The sequence below is a fragment of the Agrobacterium sp. CG160-95 genome, from assembly GCF_053521725.1.
In genome coordinates, this window is sequence record NZ_JBNWDU010000004.1 from 380872 (window position 1) to 397521 (window position 16650).

General features: G+C 58.7%; 13 protein-coding genes. 6 read left to right on the plus strand and 7 right to left on the minus strand.

Going from position 1 to position 16650, the window contains the following annotated elements:
• Positions 1-9 precede the first annotated feature (9 nt).
• Positions 10-984, minus strand: coding sequence for a thioredoxin-disulfide reductase (gene trxB, locus ACQZ63_RS16210; RefSeq protein ID WP_448799320.1), 975 nt, complete (start codon positions 982-984; stop codon positions 10-12).
• A 254-nt stretch (positions 985-1238) separates the two neighbouring features.
• Between trxB and ACQZ63_RS16215 the strand changes: the two genes are divergently transcribed.
• On the plus strand, positions 1239-1706 hold the full coding sequence (locus tag ACQZ63_RS16215; RefSeq protein WP_003513401.1) for an Lrp/AsnC family transcriptional regulator: 468 nt from the start codon (positions 1239-1241) through the stop codon (positions 1704-1706).
• A gap of 31 nt (positions 1707-1737) precedes the next feature.
• Here ACQZ63_RS16215 and ACQZ63_RS16220 read toward each other — a convergent pair whose 3' ends face one another.
• Positions 1738-2793: a glycosyltransferase family 4 protein gene (locus tag ACQZ63_RS16220; protein WP_113556403.1), complete on the minus strand. Its 1056-nt coding sequence runs from the start codon at positions 2791-2793 to the stop codon at positions 1738-1740.
• A gap of 91 nt (positions 2794-2884) precedes the next feature.
• On the minus strand, positions 2885-3361 hold the full coding sequence (gene greA / locus ACQZ63_RS16225) for a transcription elongation factor GreA (RefSeq protein WP_003513396.1): 477 nt from the start codon (positions 3359-3361) through the stop codon (positions 2885-2887).
• Positions 3362-3582: 221 nt separating this feature from the next.
• Between greA and ACQZ63_RS16230 the strand changes: the two genes are divergently transcribed.
• The 3 genes from ACQZ63_RS16230 (at position 3583) to ACQZ63_RS16240 (ending at position 7552) form a co-directional block, all read left to right on the plus strand.
• A complete protein-coding gene (locus ACQZ63_RS16230; protein WP_065702322.1) occupies positions 3583-4815 on the plus strand; it encodes a putative DNA modification/repair radical SAM protein in 1233 nt (410 codons plus the stop codon).
• Complete coding sequence (locus ACQZ63_RS16235; protein WP_113556402.1) at positions 4815-6260, plus strand: UdgX family uracil-DNA binding protein; 1446 nt, start codon at positions 4815-4817, stop codon at positions 6258-6260. The genes ACQZ63_RS16230 and ACQZ63_RS16235 overlap by 1 nt, the downstream gene beginning before the upstream one ends.
• Positions 6261-6412: 152 nt before the next feature.
• Complete coding sequence (locus ACQZ63_RS16240) at positions 6413-7552, plus strand: GGDEF domain-containing protein (protein WP_113556436.1); 1140 nt, start codon at positions 6413-6415, stop codon at positions 7550-7552.
• Between the two features lie 82 nt (positions 7553-7634).
• On the opposite strand, the gene carB is transcribed toward ACQZ63_RS16240, so the two are convergent.
• Positions 7635-11123: a carbamoyl-phosphate synthase large subunit gene (gene carB, locus ACQZ63_RS16245; protein WP_003513392.1), complete on the minus strand. Its 3489-nt coding sequence runs from the start codon at positions 11121-11123 to the stop codon at positions 7635-7637.
• 156 nt (positions 11124-11279) lie between these two features.
• Entirely contained in the window at positions 11280-12146 is an 867-nt protein-coding gene (locus tag ACQZ63_RS16250; RefSeq protein WP_162686691.1) for a LytTR family DNA-binding domain-containing protein, read from the minus strand.
• Between the two features lie 48 nt (positions 12147-12194).
• On the opposite strand from ACQZ63_RS16250, the gene ACQZ63_RS16255 reads away from it, so the two are divergent.
• Both ACQZ63_RS16255 and ypfJ read left to right on the plus strand, forming a co-directional pair.
• Complete coding sequence (locus tag ACQZ63_RS16255) at positions 12195-12683, plus strand: DUF2306 domain-containing protein (protein WP_003513390.1); 489 nt, start codon at positions 12195-12197, stop codon at positions 12681-12683.
• Positions 12684-12778: 95 nt separating this feature from the next.
• Entirely contained in the window at positions 12779-13708 is a 930-nt protein-coding gene (ypfJ, locus tag ACQZ63_RS16260; RefSeq protein ID WP_003513383.1) for a KPN_02809 family neutral zinc metallopeptidase, read from the plus strand.
• Positions 13709-13748: 40 nt separating this feature from the next.
• Here ypfJ and ACQZ63_RS16265 read toward each other — a convergent pair whose 3' ends face one another.
• Positions 13749-14228, minus strand: coding sequence for a DUF2938 domain-containing protein (locus ACQZ63_RS16265; protein ID WP_013636558.1), 480 nt, complete (start codon positions 14226-14228; stop codon positions 13749-13751).
• 200 nt (positions 14229-14428) lie between these two features.
• Positions 14429-16519, minus strand: a complete 2091-nt coding sequence (gene mcpU, locus ACQZ63_RS16270) for a methyl-accepting chemotaxis protein McpU (RefSeq protein ID WP_111783578.1) — start codon at positions 16517-16519, stop codon at positions 14429-14431.
• Between the last annotated feature and the right edge of the window lie 131 nt (positions 16520-16650).

The following is a 16650-nucleotide window of genomic DNA, read 5'->3' on the forward strand; positions in this document are numbered from 1 at the left end:
GCCTTTCGGTTATTCGGCTGCTACCGCAAGCGGCTGCTGCGCGGTGAGGTACCGTTCTGCTTCAAGGGCGGCCATACAGCCCATACCGGCGGCGGTGATGGCCTGACGGTATTTGTCGTCGGTAACGTCGCCGGCGGCGAAAATACCTTCCACGTCGGTAGCGGTGGAATCGGGCGCGGTCCACATGTAGCCATTATCCTTGAGCTTCACCTTGCCCTTGAACAGTTCGACGGCCGGCGCGTGGCCGATGGCGACGAAGACGCCGTCGATGGGAGTATCGCTGATCACACCGGTCTTGGTGTCACGCAGTCGCACACCCGAAACAGAGGGTGGCATTGGCGGCTTGGCCGGTGCGCCGGTGATTTCGGCGATTTCCGTATTCCACAGGATCTTGACGTTTTCCTTGGCGAAGAGCCGTTCCTGAAGGATTTTCTCCGAGCGGAAACTGTCGCGGCGGTGCACGACGGTTACGGACTTGGCGATATGGGCGAGATAGAGCGCTTCCTCCACGGCAGAGTTGCCGCCGCCGACCACGATCACATCCTTGTTGCGATAGAAGAAACCGTCGCAGGTGGCGCAGGCGGAAACGCCAAAGCCCTGAAAGTGCTGCTCACTCTCGATGCCGAGCCACTTGGCCTTTGCGCCTGTTGCGATGATCAGCGTGTCGGCGGTCCAGACCTGACCGGAATCGGTCTTGACCACGAAGGGGCGCGTGTTGGTTTCGACTTCGGTCACGAGGTCACTGACGATTTCCGCACCCACATGCGTCGCCTGCTTCAGCATCTGGTCCATCAGCCAGGGGCCCTGGATCGGATCGGCAAAGCCCGGATAGTTTTCGACGTCGGTGGTGATCATCAGCTGGCCACCCTGTTCCATGCCGGCAATCAGCACGGGTTTCAGCATTGCGCGGGCCGCGTAGATCGCCGCGGTATAGCCGGCGGGACCAGAGCCAATGATCAATACCTTGGTATGGCGGGCAGACATGGAAACAATCCTTTTTAAAGTAGCGGGGCCTTTCGGCAGCAGAACATTCCAGCCGAAGCACGGTGGACAGGCCGCAACCCCTTCGTTGCCCGGTATTTAAGGTTGTCTAGTGCCTTTATTCAAGGGCAGCCTTGCGTTACCAACAAGGCAGTTGTGGATGCGCGCGCAATTTTGTGACCGGCCGGCGGCATATTGTTGCGAATCCTGCGCCTGGTAGTACAAGGAAGTTCTCCGGCTTAACGAGGAACCTCTCCGTGACCAGCGTCGAACTCGATGCCATCGATCTGAAAATTCTGCGCGAATTGCAGCGCGACGGGCGCATGACCAACGTGGAGCTGGCCGAAAGGGTCGGTATTTCCGCGCCGCCGTGCCTCAGGCGCGTCCGCAAGCTGGAAGAAGCCGACGTGATCGAGGGTTATCACGCCATGTTGAACGCGCCGAAGCTCGGTTTCGATCTCGTTGCCTTCTGCATGGTCGGCCTCAAGCGCCAGTCGGACAGCAATCTGAAAGCCTTTGCAGCGGCGACGGCCGGATGGTCGCTGGTGCGCCAGGCCTGGATGGTATCCGGCGAAAGCGATTTCCTTCTGCATTGCATCGCCAGAAACCTGACCGAGTTTCAGGATTTCGTCATCGAGGTTCTGACAGCGGACGAAAACGTCGACACCGTGCGCACCATGCTCACCATCCGTCAGGTCAAACGCGTCGGTCTGGTGGAAATCTGATCGGCGGACCTTTGAGTGATTGCGCCGGCGCTTACCCGCGCCGCAACGCGTCATAGATCGCGCCGAGGCTTGTCGCCTCTTTTTCCAGCGGAAATGCAGTGCGCACATGCGAAAGTCCGGCACGGGCATGGTCCCTGGCGAGAGCGGGATCGGCAAGATAGGTTTTAATGGCATCCCGCAGGGACGCGTAGTCGCCGGCCTCAACGACCATGCCGGTCTCGCCCTTGACGATCATTTCCTCATAGGCGCCGGCATTGCTGGCAACGACAGCCGTCTCGGACGCCATGGCTTCCAGTGGCGTCAGGCCAAAGCCCTCGTTGCGTGACGGTGCGACATAGAGGGTTAGCCGCCGATACCAGGGCTTGATTTCGTCCACCTCGCCCTGAAACGCGATGCGGTCCGCAAGGCCGGCTGCTGCGACATCGGCCACGAGCTTGTCGGCGAAGGCCTTGTGCTCTGCGGTCACGCGGCCGGAGATGACGGCCGTCCATTCGGGATAGTCGGGCAGAAGTTCGATCATGGCGCGCACGAAAAGGTCTGTTCCCTTCTGGTGGCGCACCCGTCCGAAACATCCGATGAGAAACTGCCCAGGCAGGCCGGTCGAAGCGATCGTATCCTCCGGGCCGGTTGCGGGATGAAACAGCTCGGTATCGACGCCATGCATGACGACGCTGTGTGGTACTTCCAGAAACGAGCCTGAGCGGTCGCTTGTCGCGACGACCGCATCCATTTTTGAAATCAGAAAGCGGGTATAGGCGGAATGTCGCCTTTGCGCCGCCGAGGTGAACATCAGCTTCACCTTCATGCGCAGCACGTCACGCATGAGAATGCCCGGCAACATTTCGAGATTGCGGCGGGCGTGCCAGATGCGCGGACCGCTGAGCGGGCCGTTTTGCCAGAGCCGCCACAGATCACGGAAGTGAACATGTGGCAGATGCCGCGGCAGGCCCGGGCCGATGACGGCCACTTTCTGACCCAGCCGGTTTTGTACCGGAATAAGCTGCACGATGGTGGAGGTAACGCCGGACAGCCTGCGCTTGAAGTTCGGCGCAAGCACCTGCACATCTTTCAGACTGGCGTGGGACAAGATGGGCTTCCGTCTTTGCGGCTAAGGCAGGATGTTCAGTTCAGGATATCAATGCAATGCGCCCGAGGGGCGCATTGCATGAAAGGGCAGATCAGCCCCACTGTACGGCGAGAATCTCGTAACCCTTGGCGCCGCCCGGTGCGTTGACTTCGATGCTGTCACCGACTTCCTTGCCGATGAGGGCGCGGGCGATGGGCGAGGAAATGGAAATGCGTCCAGCCTTCACATCGGCTTCCTGGTCGCCAACGATCTGATAGATTCTTTCCTCGTCGCTATCCTCGTCGATCAGCTTGACGGTGGCGCCGAACTTGATCTTGGAACCGGACATCTTGGACAGGTCGATGACTTCCGCGCGTGCGGTCAAGTCTTCGAGTTCAGTGATGCGGCCTTCGTTATGGCTCTGGGCTTCCTTGGCAGCGTGGTATTCGGCATTTTCCGAAAGGTCGCCATGGGCGCGCGCCTCCGCAATTGCCTCGATGATACGGGGACGCTCCTCCTGCTGGCGAAAGCGCAGCTCCTCCTGCAGCTTGATGAATCCACCGTGCGTCATCGGTACTTTTTCTACCATTTTTTTATCCTTCGCAGTCCTGTCGCTTTACTTGCAGACACAAAAAGAAACAGGTTCCGGAGGGGAACTCCGGAACCATGCCAAAATCATAACTAAGCCGACTATATCAGAAGACGACAACGAAATGCCAGCAAATTTGAGACGGGCATTTTCTTGCATTCGTTCAGGGCTTTAACAGATGAGATTGACATTTTTCAATAGAACATATAGTGAACATAACCATGAAGAAGTCAATCAGGCAACGGCTGGCCATTCTTTCCGATGCGGCCAAATACGATGCGTCCTGTGCCTCCAGCGGCACGACGAAACGCAGCTCTGCTGCATCCGGCGGACTTGGCTCCACGGAGGGGTCGGGCATATGCCATGCCTATGCGCCGGACGGGCGCTGCATTTCGCTCCTGAAGATACTGCTCACCAATTTCTGTATCTATGATTGCGCCTATTGCATCAATCGTTCTTCGAGCAATGTCGAGCGGGCGCGGTTTACTGCCGAGGAGGTGGTGTGGCTGACGCTGGAGTTCTATCGGCGCAACTATATCGAGGGGCTGTTTCTCTCTTCCGGCATTATCCGCTCGTCCGATCATACGATGGAAGAGATGGTGCGGGTGGCGCGGGAACTGCGCGTCACGCATGGCTTTCGCGGCTACATCCATCTGAAATCCATTCCCGAAGCATCGCCAAAGCTTATTGAGGAAGCGGGGCTTTACGCCGACCGGCTGTCGATCAACATCGAATTGCCGACTGATAGCGGCGTCAGCCGTTTTGCGCCGGAAAAGCAGCCCGCCAATATTCGCCGCTCGATGGCTGATATCCGCCTGAAGATCGAGGAGGCGGGGGAGCCGACCGTCAGGACGCGAAAGACCAAACGTTTTGCGCCTGCCGGACAGAGCACGCAGATGATCGTTGGCGCGGATGGGGCTGATGACAGCACCATTCTGTCCACGAGCGCCCGGCTTTATGGCAGCTATGGTTTGCGGCGCGTCTATTATTCGGCTTTCAGCCCCATTCCGGATTCGTCGAAGAACCTGCCGCTCATCAAGCCGCCTTTGATGCGGGAACACAGGCTTTATCAGGCCGACTGGCTTTATCGTTTTTATGGGTTCGACATTGGTGAAATAACCGCGATCGGCGGTAACGGAATGCTCGATCTCGATATAGATCCGAAGCTTGCCTGGGCGCTGAAAAATCGCGACCGTTTTCCAGTGGACGTGAACGTGGCGGATCGCGAAATATTGCTGCGCGTGCCCGGCTTCGGTACCAAGACGGTCGCCTCGATCCTGTCTTCACGCCGGTTTCGCCGGTTGCGGCTGGAGGATATTGCCCGCTTCGGCGTTTCCCTGAAAAAGGTGAAGGCCTTCATCGTTGCTGACGGCTGGACGCCGGGCAAGCTGACTGAACGACCGGATTTGCGAGCGATGTTTGCTCCGCAGCCCGAACAATTATCGCTGCTGTGATGTACGGCCCAGTTCTGGAAGGGCGGGGCGATTTCGGCGAGTGGCGTGATGCGGCGCGCGCGGCTCTCGCCGCCAATGTGCCGCCGGAGGCGATTGACTGGCGGTTGCGGGATGAGAAAGCCGGGCTTCTCGATTTTGCCGGAGAGCCTTTGCCGGCGGCCCGTGCGGATGACGTGCAGGTGTCCGTTCCAGCCTCCTTCGTGACTTTGGCGCAAGCGATTATCTGTCATAGCGATCCGGGTCGTTTCGCACTGCTTTACCGGTTGCTGTGGCGGCTGAAGCGGGATCGCGCCCTGTTGCAGTTCAAGTCCGATGCGGATGTTTCCGAAGCCCGGCAGCTTGAAAAATCGGTCCGCCGCGATTGTCACAAGATGACGGCCTTTGTTCGCTTCAAGGAATTATCCTTGCCGCAGGGGCAGGGCGGGCGGCGGCGCTTCGTCGCATGGTTCGAGCCGGATCACTTCATCGTCGAGCGCACGGCCCCGTTTTTCCAGCGGCGGTTCACGGATATGGACTGGCTGATCGCGACACCGAACGGTTCCGCGCGGTGGGACGGAAACGTGCTGGAGACATTGCGGCAGGCCGCGTCCAAGCCTGAGCTGACGGATGAAACGGACGAGCTGTGGCGAACCTATTATGCCAATATATTCAATCCGGCGCGTCTGAAGATAAAAGCGATGACGGCAGAGATGCCAAAGAAATACTGGAAAAATTTGCCGGAAGCCGAGCTTATTCCAGGTCTCGTTCTCGGTGCCGAGGCGCGGGTGCTGGAGATGGCGGCAAAGGCTGCGAGCCAGCCGCAACCATTCCATCACCGCCTGCAGGCCGCGGCCTCGGCGCGTGAAGAGCCGCCACCGGCGCCGGACGGTACTCTCGCTTCATTGGCGCGGGAGGCTGGCCAATGCACGCGCTGCGCCCTGCATTGCAAGGCAACGCAGACAGTATTCGGCATGGGACCTGAAGATGCGAAAGTGATGATCGTCGGGGAACAGCCGGGAGATCACGAGGATCTTGCCGGAAAACCTTTCGTCGGTCCCGCTGGTCAGTTGTTCGACCGGACGTTGGTTGAAGCCGGTATTGACCGCAAAAAGCTTTATGTCACCAACGCCGTCAAACACTTCAAATACGAGGCCCGCGGCAAGCGGCGCATTCACCAGCGGCCGGATGCGGGCGAGGTGCAGCAATGCCGCTGGTGGCTTAACAAGGAAATCGAGCTGGTACGGCCGAAGCTTATCGTTGCCATGGGTGCAACTGCGCTTTATGCGCTGACAGGCGGAAAGGAAAAGGTGTCCGAGGTTCGGGGTCGCCCGATACCGATGCAGGAGGAGCGGACGCTTTTTGTCACGGTGCACCCTTCCTATCTTCTTCGCCTTCCCGACTCGCAGCAGAAGGAGGCGGAAATGCAGAATTTCAGGAATGAAATTGATTTTATAAGCTTATTCTAATAGACTTTTTTGTGTGTTGCTATGCTATATTGAATGATCATCGATGTCTTCATCGATATGATTAAATTTTTGTTTATTGGTTATTTTTATTGAAATTTTATACTTTATACTATAACTAAGATATTTATATTTATTCATTGCGTGGATGTATGATGCTCGGCGAGCTAGATCTTGCAACAGTGATACTGATGCAAAAGTGTTCTTACATTGTTGGAATGCTGAGTTTTATATATCTGAAGCTCACAAATCGTGGTTTGCACGGCCCGACAGCTCTTGCAGCAGGCTTCGCAGCCATGGCTGCCGGCTCCACGCTCGCTGGGTACGGCGAATGGGGAATAATGTCTCCGGCCTTGTGGCAATTCGGCAGCATCGTCTTCGGTATCGTGGGTTATGCGCTAATCTGGCTTGGCCTGAAAATCGTGAGCGATGGACGTGCTGCCAGCAGGGGGACAGTATCAGCTGTCTGTTTGATTGCCTTGCTGGCAATTGTCCTTGCACAGCAGGTGGCTGACAATAACGCTTATCGTGCGGCCCTGTTCAACGGCTGTGCGGCTGTGGCCTATCTTGCGGGAGCTGGCGGGCTTTTCGCGCGGTGGCGCGAGGAGCCACTCCTGTCCCGCTTCGCGTTGGGCGCGATTGCGGGTATTTCCGGCCTGATTTCGTTGTCGGTGGCAAAGAGCGTGCTTTTGCCCCAATACGCCGCCATCGATCTGGTCAATGCGTTTTTCTTGATCATCATGTTGAACTTCGCCATTGCGCTGTTCGTGATGATGCTGGTAGCCGAGCGGTCAGAGCGGAAATTGCTGGTTCTCGCCAACACCGATCCTTTGACGGGCGTCAAGAACCGTCGTTTTTTCTTCCAGGCCATGCCGGCGGTGCCGGGTCCCAACGATGCGGCGATGCTGCTCGATATCGACCACTTCAAATCAATCAACGACCGCTTCGGCCACGCCGTCGGCGACAGCGTTCTTCAGGAAGTGGCGAAGCGTATCGGCGGCAGCATACGCGGTGGTGACGTGCTGGCGCGTTACGGTGGCGAGGAGTTCATCATCTTCCTGCCGGGTGCCGGTGTTCAAAAGGCTTGCATGATCGGAGAACGCATTCGCGATGCGATTGCGATAACCGAAGTCGATTGCGGCGGTTTGCGTGTCGGGGTGACGATCAGCATCGGCGTCGCAACCAGCGGCAATATGCGCTGCGATCTTCAGACCCTGGCGGAAATGGCGGACCGCGCCCTTTACCGAGCCAAGACGGATGGGCGCAATTGCGTGCGCGAAGCCCTGGCTGCGTGAGACTTTTGAGCTTTTGTGAGACAATGCAAAACGCCGCAGGCATGACCCGCGGCGTTTCCATGATCTTCGTTGTCGGCTGATTTTACAGGAAGTAGCTCTGCAAGGGCTTCACTTCCAGATTGCCGGCCTTAAGCGCCTTGATGGCAAGGGCTGCTGCTTCGGCACCGGCCATCGTCGTGTAGTAGGGCACCTTCTGCATCAGCGTTGCGCGGCGCAGCGACTTCGAGTCGGAAATCGCCTTGTTGCTGTCGGTGGTGTTGATGACCAGCTGGACCTGCCGGTTGCGGATGGCGTCTTCGATATGCGGACGACCTTCCTGCACCTTGTTGATCTTCTCGGCGTTGATGCCCTGTTCAGCAAGGAAACGCTGGGTGCCGCCGGTTGCCAATACCCTGAAGCCGCTCTCGACCAGAATACGGATTGCGGGCAATACGCGGTCCTTGTCGTCGTCGCGCACCGAGACGAAGACGGTGCCGGAGCGCGGCAGGTCGACGCCTGCGCCGAGCTGGCTCTTGGCAAAGGCGAGTGCGAAATCGGTATCGAGGCCGATAACTTCGCCGGTCGAGCGCATTTCCGGTCCGAGCAGAATGTCGACGCCGGGGAAGCGGGCGAACGGGAAAACGGCTTCCTTGACGGCGATGTGCTTCAGGTTGCGCGGATCGGGTTTCTTGCCGTAAGCGGCAATCGCCGCATCAAGCTTTTCGCCGGCCATGACGCGGGCAGCGATCTTGGCGATCGGCGCACCGATGGTTTTTGCAACGAAGGGCACCGTGCGCGAGGCGCGCGGGTTGACTTCGAGAACGTAGATCGTGCCGTCCTTGATCGCGTACTGAACGTTCATCAGGCCACCGACGTTGAGCGCCTTTGCAAGCGCGGTCGTCTGGCGTTCCAGCTCGTCGAGAGTTTCCTTGCTCAGCGAACGGGAAGGCAGCGAGCAGGCCGAGTCGCCCGAGTGGATACCGGCTTCTTCGATGTGCTCCATGATGCCCGACACGAAGACGTTTTCGCCGTCGCACAGTGCATCGACGTCGACTTCGACGGCGTTGGTCAGGTAGCTGTCGAACAGAAGCGGGTTCTTGCCGAGCAGGGTGTTGATCTGGCCGGTCTTGTCGTTCGGGTAACGCTGCTTGATGTCCTCTGGCACGAGGCCCGGAACCGTGTCGAGCAGATAGGTCTGGAGCTGGCCTTCCGAATGGATGATCTGCATGGCGCGGCCACCCAGAACATAGGAAGGACGCACGACCAGCGGGAAGCCGATTTCCGAAGCGACGAGGCGCGCCTGTTCAACCGAATAGGCAATGCCGTTGTTCGGCTGGGCGAGGTCGAGCTTCATCAGAAGCTTCTGGAAGCGGTCGCGGTCTTCGGCAAGGTCGATCATGTCAGGCGCGGTGCCGAGGATCGGGATACCGTTCTTTTCCAGCGCTTCGGCCAGCTTCAGCGGCGTCTGGCCGCCGAACTGCACGATGACGCCGACCAGTTCGCCCTTTTCCTGTTCGGCGCGCATGATCTCGATCACGTCTTCGGCCGTCAGCGGTTCGAAATAGAGGCGGTCGGAGGTGTCGTAGTCGGTTGAAACCGTTTCCGGGTTGCAGTTGATCATGATCGCTTCGAAGCCTGCATCCTTCAGCGCGAAGGCAGCATGGCAGCAGCAATAGTCGAACTCGATGCCCTGGCCGATACGGTTCGGACCGCCGCCGAGGATGACGACCTTCTTGCGGTCGGAAACCTGCGCTTCAGAGCGGGCGGCGCCGACGAAGGGGATTTCATAGGTTGAATACATGTAGGCGGTGGGCGAGGCGAATTCTGCCGCGCAGGTATCGATGCGCTTGAAGACCGGGCGAACATTGAGGCTGTTGCGCAGCTCGGCCACTTCCTTCGGGCGCTTGCCCGTCAGAATTGCCAGGCGGGCGTCGGAAAAGCCCATGGCTTTGAGCATGCGCAGGTTCTCTGCGTCCTGCGGCAGGCCTTGCTCACGGACACGGGCTTCCATGTCCACAATTGCCTTGAACTGGGCGATGAACCAGGGGTCGATCTTCGAGTTTTCGTGGACTTCCTCTTCCGTCATTCCCATACGCAGCGCCTGGGCGACCATGCGCAGGCGATCCGGCGTCGGCGTGCCGATGGCGGCGCGGATGGCGTTCTTGGAGCCTTCGCCCTCTTCAAAGCCGGGGATTTCGATTTCATCGAGACCGGTGAGGCCGGTTTCCATGCCGCGCAGCGCCTTCTGCAGCGATTCTGCGAAGGTGCGGCCGATGGCCATGACTTCACCGACGGACTTCATGGCCGTTGTGAGGATCGGCGAGGCGCCCGGGAACTTCTCGAAGGCGAAACGCGGGATCTTGGTGACGACGTAGTCGATCGACGGTTCGAACGAGGCAGGCGTCGCGCCGCCGGTGATATCGTTTTCCAGCTCGTCGAGCGTATAGCCGATGGCGAGCTTGGCGGCGATCTTGGCGATCGGGAAGCCGGTCGCCTTGGAGGCGAGAGCAGACGAGCGCGAAACGCGCGGGTTCATTTCGATGACGACGAGGCGGCCGTCTTTCGGGTTGACGGCGAACTGCACGTTCGAGCCGCCGGTTTCCACGCCGATCTCACGCAGCACCGCAATCGAGGCGTTGCGCATGATCTGGTATTCCTTGTCGGTCAGCGTCAGCGCTGGCGCAACGGTGATGGAATCGCCGGTGTGGACGCCCATCGGATCGATGTTTTCGATGGAGCAGATGATGATGCAATTGTCCGCGGTGTCGCGGACCACTTCCATCTCATATTCCTTCCAGCCGAGAACCGATTCTTCGACCAGCACCTCGGTGGTCGGCGAAGCGTCGAGGCCGCCCGAGACGATGTCGAAGAATTCGGAGCGATTATAGGCAATGCCGCCGCCGGTGCCGCCGAGCGTGAAGGACGGGCGGATGATGGCTGGCAGGCCGACATGGTCGATCGCCTGGGCGGCGATTGCAATCGCATGCGCCATGTAACGCTGCTTGCGGTCGGTCTCGCCAAGGTTCCACTGGTTTTCCAGATCGTCCAGCGCCTTGTCCAGTTCCGCACCGGAAAGCTTCGCCTTGAGTTCGGCGCGGGCAGCTTCGTGCTTCTTGCGGTCGGCGTCCTTGATTTCAGTGGCGTTGGCCAGCATGGACTTCGGCGTTTCGAGGCCGATGCGAGCCATGGCCTCGCGGAAGAGGGCGCGGTCTTCGGCCATGTCGATGGCTTCGGGCTTGGCACCGATCATTTCCACATTGTAGCGGTCGAGAACGCCCATGCGCTTCAGGGACAGCGCAGTGTTGAGCGCGGTCTGGCCGCCCATGGTGGGAAGCAGCGCGTCCGGACGTTCCTTGGCGATGATCTTGGCGACGACTTCCGGGGTGATCGGCTCGACATAGGTTGCGTCGGCGAGGCCCGGATCGGTCATGATGGTGGCCGGGTTGGAGTTGACCAGAATGACCCGGTAACCCTCTTCCTTCAGCGCCTTGCAGGCCTGGGTGCCGGAATAGTCGAATTCACATGCTTGGCCGATGACGATCGGTCCTGCGCCAATGATGAGGATGGACTTGATATCTTGGCGCTTCGGCATGGCTCTCTCGTTCCGCGTTTTGGTTGCGCAAAACACCAGCCAGGGTGAAAGATCACCGGCCGGGGCGCGCAATTCAAAGTTTTCAGGCTAGAAGCGGCTTATAGGCAAATGTTTTTGAGAACGGAACCCCATAAATTCCGGAATCGACAGAAACTCTTAACCCGTCGGTGTATGCGCGGCGAAACGGGCCTGCACGGCCGCGCTATGGGAGCGGCTGACGGGTATTTCCGAACCGTCTCTTGTAATGACGTGCAGACGGCCAGCCTGTTTACGCAACGAGACGACGTCGGAAATGGCAATCCAGTGGGAACGGTGCACCTGCAAGCCTTCCGTGAGGCCTATTTCTTTCAGCGCATCGGCAAAACGCAGCAGAACGAGCTGATGGCCGCGCGTGGTGACGATTTCGGTATAGTGGTCCTGCACCGACAGCCGCAGCAATTCTCCGCGCTTTTGCGGCGGCAGCCGCTCCAGCAGCGGCGCGATGCTTTTCACCTCACCTTTGGCATCTCCATTCGGGTCCGCAACGGCATCCGTTGCCGTTGCGCGTGACTGGCAGGCCGTGAGGTAGCTCAGCAGGCAAAAGATGGCGCAGAGCGGCAGGGCCGACAGGCTGCTTTTCAGATAGGCAGCGAAACCCATTTCCCTGCCGGAAAAGATTTGGTTCATGATGGAAAGCAGCAGCCCAATGGGCAGGGCTGCCGTCAGCGAGCCGATCATCATGCGTGTCAGCATATTTTCAATGCTGCCGGCAAGAATGGTGTTGGCGAGGATGGAAAAGGATATTGCGAACGTCCATGCGCCAGCCTGAACGATTGTCCAGTAAAGCAGCCGGTCGGCGAAACTCATGGTCTCACTTGTCCCGAAAGGGCCGGTCAGAATGAAGATCGCCAATATAGCAAGGAAGGTCAGCCACAGTCTGCGCGATTGCAGGATGGCGTGCATTTCACGAAGCGTGGACTGCAAAGAGAGGTGATCCACGAAGTTTTCCTGCGGTTGACGCCAATGCGTTTTTCTTTCGCGCATGTTTTGCCGAAGTTAGCGATAATTTCAACCGGGTCAAAACGCTTCACCATGTCACTCCAGCCTTTGCTAGACGCACCGCTTGCCGTGCAATTCCATGTCGCCACCGTTGTTCCGGCCGCGATTCTCGGTGCCTTCATTTTTCTTCGCCCAAAAGGAACCGCCATCCACCGGCTACTCGGTAGGATCTGGGTGACGCTGATGGTCATGACCTCCGTTTCGACCTTCTTCATTCATGAATTGAGGGTGTTTTACGGTTTCAGCCCGATTCATCTTTTATCGGTTCTCACCATATATGGCTGTCTGCAATCGGTCCTTTTCGCGCGCAGGGGCGAAATCAGGCGCCATATGAGGATCATGCAGAGTGTTTATCTCGGCGGTATCGTCATCGCAGGCGGTTTCACCTTCGTTCCGGGGCGGATCATTCACGAGGTTGCTTTCGGTGACGGTCAGCCGGGTCTTGTGGTGCTTTTCGCGGGCGTGTTCGTGTTTGCCCTGCTGTCTCTGACCGTCTTCACGCAAAGGCGGCGAGCCTCCTGAACGAATGCACCCACCTCCGCTTTCTTCCGGAACAAGATGTATTATAGTGCCGTTATAAGGTTGCCTGTTGAGGCGACGTTTGCGGAGAGAAAAGCATGGAATGGAGAGGGCGCCGCCAGTCGGACAATATCGAGGATCGGCGCGGCATGTCGGCGGGATCGGGGCCATCCGGCAACGATCCTTTTTCGCGTGGCGGAATGCGCGTGCCGATCGGGCGCCGCGGCGGCGGCATCGGCATTGGCGGTCTTCTGCTGATCCTGCTGATAAGCTGGGTGCTTGGCATCAATCCGCTGACGCTGCTTTCGGGCGGAGACATTTCACTGGATGGGGGCGGTACCACGCAGCAATCCGGCCAGCAGGCGGGCACTCGGCCGCAGGGCCAATCGTCCGACGAGACGACGGCTTTCGTGCGCACCGTGCTGGCTGAGACGGAAGATACGTGGAGCGGCATTTTCCAGTCCGCCGGCGAGACCTATCAGAAACCGACCCTTGTGCTGTTTTCCGGGCAGGTCGCGTCTGCCTGCGGTTCTGCCTCTGCGGCCAGCGGCCCGTTCTATTGCCCTGGTGACCGCAAGGTCTATCTCGACACCAGTTTCTTCAGTGAACTGGACAAGCGTTTCGGCGCGTCTGGCGATTTCGCGCAGGCTTACGTTATTGCGCATGAGGTGGGCCACCACGTCCAGAACCTGACCGGTGTCCTGCCGGAGTTCAACCGCCGCCGCCAGTCCATGAGCCAGGTGGATGCCAACAAGATGTCGGTGCGTGTTGAGCTTCAGGCCGATTGTTATGCCGGTATCTGGGGCAAGTTCACCGAACAGAAGGGAATTCTGGAAACCGGTGACCTTGAGGAAGCGCTCAACGCTGCTCACCAGATCGGCGACGACACCCTGCAGAAGCAGACTCAAGGATATGTGGTGCCTGACAGTTTCAACCACGGCACGTCGGCGCAGCGCATGGAATGGTTCAAGCGCGGCTTCCAGAACGGACGCGTCGAGGACTGCGACACCTTTTCGGCGAATATCTGATAATCAAATGAACGAGGGGGCTTTTCAGCCCCCTTGTTATTCAGCGCATCAACAGCGCCACGGCATACATGCCAAGCGCGAAGATCGTATGGGCAACGAGGTTGAGAAAGCGAACCTTGTTCGGGTTCGGCGTCTTCGATGCCGCCCAGCCGATGCCGAGGCCAGGTTGCAGCAGGAACCAGCCCGCGCCGACCGTGACGATGCCCACGATCCAAGGCTGAATGAAGGACGGCTCTGAAAACCACGAGGCCGGCACTATCAGGGCGAGAATGATGCCGTAGAGAATGCCGACGGCATAATGCGAGACCCAGCCGAGCGCCAGTTCATGCTCGTAAGGTGCGGCCGTCGCGATAGAATCGTGGAATATCCTGCCCTTCGGCACATGCCAGAACCAGCGGCCGACCGGTGCCCAGTTCGGGGCGGACTGGCCGAAAAACCGGTGCAGCACAATTGCCCATATATCCATAAACACGGTGCCACCCACCCCCATGGCAATACCGCGCCAAATCAAATCCAGCATAGATCCCTCCGCAAATCATGATCGACCAAGCTCTAGCTGATCGTGTGAGTGGCGTGAACAGGGTTTTTCGCTTGCTCAGGGCGGACAAGAAAAATGGCCGGATCGCTCCGGCCATAATGAAGACTGAAACGTCTCCTCCGTCATGCCGGACTGGATCCGGGGTAACGGTGCGATTGTCTCACCAGTGAGCTATTTTCGCTCTACGCAGCACGCCCATATTCAGCCTGCCGCCGTGTTGCCGTGGCGAGCTGGAACTGCGCAAGCAATTCGTTGAGCGCCGCCGCTTCCGAGGCGAGGCCGTGGCTTGCCGCAGTCTGTTCTTCGACCATGGCAGCATTCTGCTGGGTGCCCTGATCGATGGTGTTGATGGCGGTGTTGATTTCCTGAAGTCCGGTGGACTGTTCGCGCGACGACGTTACGATGGCGTCGATATGGCGGTTGATCTCCTGGACTTCGCGGACGATGGTTTCCAGCGCCTTGCCGGCATTGCCGACGAGATCGACACCGGATTGCACCTGCGATGTTGAGGCGTTGATCAGCGTCTTGATCTCCTTCGCGGCATTTGCAGAGCGCTGGGCAAGCTCGCGCACTTCCTGTGCGACGACGGCAAAACCCTTGCCTGCCTCACCGGCGCGGGCGGCTTCCACGCCGGCATTAAGCGCAAGCAGGTTCGTCTGGAAAGCGATTTCGTCGATCACGCCAATGATGTTGCTGATCTCCGACGACGATTTTTCGATGCCTTCCATGGCGCGAACAGCGTCCTCGACGATGATGCCGGACTGCTCGGCATTGTTGCGCGTGCGGTCTACCAGACGGCCTACCTCTTCGGCACGGCGGGCGGAATCCTTGACCGTCGTGGTTATTTCCTCAAGCGCGGCCGCAGTCTCCTCGACAGAGGCGGCCTGCTGCTCGGTGCGCTTGGCCAGGTCGTCGGCAGACTGGCGGATTTCTCCAGCACCGGCATCGATTGCGCGTGCATTCTGGCCGACTGTGCTCAAGGCAACGTTCAGCTTGGCGACGGAGTTGTTGAAGTCGTCGCGCAAGCGGTCGATGCGGGTCACGAAAGGTGTCTCGATCCGGTAGTTGAGGTCGCCGTTCGAAAGGTGCGTCAGTCCCTTTGCCAGCGAATCGACTGCGAACTGGATGTCGGCCGCGTCTTTCGCCGCCAGTCGTTCGCGGTCGTTGCGCTCCTGTTCGGAAAGCGTGCGGTTCTGTTCGGCGTCGCCTTCAAGACGCAGACGTTCCGTGGCGTTCGATTTGAATACGGCAACCGCCGCAGCCATCGAGCCGATCTGGTCACTGCGCTCCTGGCCGGGAATGGCGACATCGAGATTGCCGGCGGCAAGCCTTTCCATGGCAGCAGTCATCTGCGTGACGGGGCGAACAATGAAACGGCTGAGAACGGTTGCCAGCAGGGCGATCATGATCGCGGCGGCAAGGATCGTGGCGATGGTTGCCGCGAGGCGAAATTGGCCGATCGCGCTGTAGGCGACGTCGGAATCGACAACGAAACCGAGATACCAATCGGCCGAGGGCAGACCGGCGACGGGAATGAAGCTGGTGATCTTGCCCTTGCCGTCGATCTCGGTTTGCGAAATCGCGGAAGAAATTGCCGGTGTATCAACCTTGAAGAGATCGGTCAGCGGCTTGTCGACGAATTTCGCATCGGGATGCATGAGGATCTTGCCGTCCTTGCTGACGAGGAAGGCGTATCCATCCTTGCCGGCATCCACCGACTTGATCATCGTGACCAGCGAATCCAGCGAGAAGTCGCTACCCGTCACGCCGGCCAGCTTGCCGCCGATGGACACGGGAATGGCGGCAGTGATGATAAGGCCGCCAGTCGACGCATCGCTATAGGGCTCGGTCAGTACTGGCTTGCCGGCCTTGACGGCGTCCAGATACCAGGGACGCTTGCGCGGGTCGTAGCCCTCCGGCAATGGCAATTTCGGGAAAGTCGTGAAACTGCCGCTTTCGGCATTGCCGAAATAGGTGGACATGAACTGAGCCGTCAGCACGTCGTTTTGGAGGAACTGCAGTTTGGCGTCGTCATCTGGGAGCTTGGCGAGCGTCTTCGCAACCGTTTCGGTCAGCATGATGCGGCCGTTCAGCCAGTTGGCGATGCTTTGCGCTGCCTGCTTGCCGGACGAATCGATATTTTCCGCCACGGCTTGCGTTGTCACCTGGTGCTGAAGACTGTCGATATAGAAGGAAAAGCCGGCAAAAGCGGCAACGACAAGCGATGACGCCGCAAACAGAATGCGCGTCATGAGATTGGTTTTTTTGGGCAAGCTACACGTCCTTGGAACCAGATGTGCCCATTCGGCTCATCTTGGAAAATAATGGGAAAGACATGCCTCAATGGCGGGAATATTCTGCGTCATGCAGCTTATGGTTTGAAAGAACTTCGCGATATTCTAAT

Excerpts from the sequence above, each read along its gene's own strand:
- ACQZ63_RS16255 (WP_003513390.1), top strand. The coding sequence starts at position 12,195 with ATGTCACTCCAGCCTTTGCTAGACGCACCGCTTGCCGTGCAATTCCAT.
- greA (WP_003513396.1), bottom strand. The coding sequence starts at position 3,361 with ATGGTAGAAAAAGTACCGATGACGCACGGTGGATTCATCAAGCTGCAG.
- ypfJ (WP_003513383.1), top strand. The coding sequence starts at position 12,779 with ATGGAATGGAGAGGGCGCCGCCAGTCGGACAATATCGAGGATCGGCGC.
- ACQZ63_RS16240 (WP_113556436.1), top strand. The coding sequence starts at position 6,413 with ATGCTCGGCGAGCTAGATCTTGCAACAGTGATACTGATGCAAAAGTGT.
- trxB (WP_448799320.1), bottom strand. The coding sequence starts at position 984 with ATGTCTGCCCGCCATACCAAGGTATTGATCATTGGCTCTGGTCCCGCC.
- carB (WP_003513392.1), bottom strand. The coding sequence starts at position 11,123 with ATGCCGAAGCGCCAAGATATCAAGTCCATCCTCATCATTGGCGCAGGA.
- ACQZ63_RS16265 (WP_013636558.1), bottom strand. The coding sequence starts at position 14,228 with ATGCTGGATTTGATTTGGCGCGGTATTGCCATGGGGGTGGGTGGCACC.
- ACQZ63_RS16235 (WP_113556402.1), top strand. The coding sequence starts at position 4,815 with ATGTACGGCCCAGTTCTGGAAGGGCGGGGCGATTTCGGCGAGTGGCGT.
- ACQZ63_RS16230 (WP_065702322.1), top strand. The coding sequence starts at position 3,583 with ATGAAGAAGTCAATCAGGCAACGGCTGGCCATTCTTTCCGATGCGGCC.
- ACQZ63_RS16250 (WP_162686691.1), bottom strand. The coding sequence starts at position 12,146 with ATGCGCGAAAGAAAAACGCATTGGCGTCAACCGCAGGAAAACTTCGTG.